The sequence below is a fragment of the Actinomycetota bacterium genome (assembly GCA_036280995.1).
Taxonomy (GTDB): domain Bacteria; phylum Actinomycetota; class CALGFH01; order CALGFH01; family CALGFH01; genus CALGFH01.
Genome location: DASUPQ010000717.1, coordinates 1 through 2,066 on the forward strand (window position 1 = coordinate 1; position 2,066 = coordinate 2,066).

2 protein-coding genes are annotated in these 2,066 nt (G+C 71.2%); one reads left to right on the forward strand and one right to left on the reverse strand.

Annotated features, from left to right (window positions below):
• Window positions 1-1,374 (reverse strand): DEAD/DEAH box helicase (locus tag VF468_24105; GenBank protein ID HEX5881371.1); only part of this gene is annotated, 1,374 nt, incomplete at its 3' end.
• A gap of 151 nt (window positions 1,375-1,525) precedes the next feature.
• Between VF468_24105 and VF468_24110 the strand changes: the two genes are divergently transcribed.
• Window positions 1,526-2,066 (forward strand): sodium/proton-translocating pyrophosphatase (locus VF468_24110; GenBank protein HEX5881372.1); only part of this gene is annotated, 541 nt, incomplete at its 3' end.

Consider the following 2,066-nt stretch of genomic DNA (forward strand, 5'->3'; position numbering starts at 1 on the left):
GACCGCTCCGCCCCGGCCGGCCCGACCAGCCTGTTGCCACAGCGCCGCCAGGGTGCCGGGGTAGCCGGCGATCACGGCCGCGTCCAGCCCGGCGATGTCGATGCCCAACTCCAGGGCGTTGGTGCTGGCCAGGCCGAGCAGCTCACCCGAGTTCAGGGCTCGCTCCAGCTCGCGGCGATCCTCCGGCAGGTACCCGCCGCGGTAGGCGGCGACCCGCGGGGCGAGGGCAGGAGCGATGCGGTGCAGGCGGCGACGGGCAGCCAGGGCGACCTGTTCGGCAGCCTGTCGGGAGCGGACGAAGGTCAGGGTGCGGGCGCCACCGGCGACCAGATCCGCCAGCAGTCGTGCCGCCTCCGCGTGCGCCGATGGTCGGCGCGCGGCGGTTCGGTCATCCACGTCATCGATCGAGCCACCGCCACCGATCCCGGCCCCGTGGGGGCGGGTGAGAGGCGTCGGTGCAGTCGATCCGTCGCCGGCGGGCCGTCCGTCGTCGCCCCCGGCCGACGGCTCCCAGAGCACGAAATCCGTCGCCGGCCGTGCCGACCCGTCCTGGGTGATCGCGCGGACCGGCCGACCGATCAACCGGGCGGCCGCGGCGGCGGGCGCTGCCGAGGTGGCCGACGCCAACACGCACACCGGGTCGGCCTTGTACAGGCGGGCCACCCGCAGCAGCCGGCGAAGCACCAACGCCACGTGCGAGCCGAACACGCCCCGGTAGGCGTGACATTCGTCGATCACCACGAAGGCCAGCCGGCGCCAGAACCGGGCCAAGCCGGAGTGATGGGGCAGCAGACCCAGGTGCAGCATGTCGGGATTGGTCAACAACCAGTTGGCGTGGCCCCGCGCCCAGTCGCGCTCCTCTTCGGGGGTGTCCCCGTCGTACGTCGTCGGCCGAAGCCCGGGCACCGCAAGCGAGTGCAGGTCGTCGAGTTGATCGGCGGCCAGCGCCTTGGTCGGCGCCAGGTACAGGACGGACGTCCGGGGGTCCGCGACGATCGCGGACAGGGCAGGCAGCTGGTAACCCAGCGACTTCCCGGACGCCGTCCCGGTGGCCAGCACCACGTCGGTGCCCCGGTGGACCAGATCCGCGGCGAGCGCCTGGTGCGTCCACGGCTGCGCGATACCGATCGACCCGAAGGCATCGCCGACCGCGGCCGGCACCCAGTGCGGCCAGGCGGTCCGGGAACCCGCCGAGCCAGGCAGGCTCCGCACATGCGACGCACAGGATGTGACGGAAGTCACATCGGCGCTACTGGACCGATTCAGCGCATCCAGCGGTGACCCCCGGTAACGGCAAAGGTCCGATGTGGTCACGCCAGCATTGTCCCGGCCCGGTCCGACAGTGGCCGAATTGGACGGGCGGGGTGGCGACATCGGTGGTATGCGGCGGTGCTGTCGGACCTGTGCTCTACAGTACTGAGCGTCGCGTCGAACCACGGGGGATCGACGAAGAGAAGACCAGCGCCGGTCACATCGAGTTGACAGGCGCACGAATCAGCACCCTTGTGCACGGATCAGGAGCTCGATGTCAACCAGTGCCGCTGCTGCGGAAGTCGCCATCACCGGTAGTGATCAAGTCATCGTCATCGGTGTCGCAGTCGTCGCCCTCGTGGCCCTGATCATCGCGTTCGTCCTGCGGGCCGGCGTGCTCGCCGCGGGCACCGGCACCGCGAAGATGCAGGAGATCTCGGCCGCGGTCCAGGAAGGTGCGGCCGCCTACCTGGGGCGGCAGTTCCGCACGCTGGGCATCTTCGTCGTCATCGTCTTCGCGCTGCTCTTCGCGCTGCCGGCGAACACCACCGGCGAGCGGGTCGGCCGGTCCATCGCCTTCCTCTTCGGGGCGGCGTTCTCCGCGTCGATCGGGTACCTGGGCATGTGGCTGGCCACCCGGGCCAACGTTCGGGTCGCAGCCGCGGCCAACGGCGACGGCGGCCGGGAGAAAGCCATGCAGATCGCCTTCCGCACCGGCGGAACCGTCGGCCTGGCCACCACCGGCCTCGGTCTGCTCGGCGCCTCCGTCGTCGTCCTGGTCTACGTCGGTGAAGCCCCGAAGGTTTTGGAGGGCT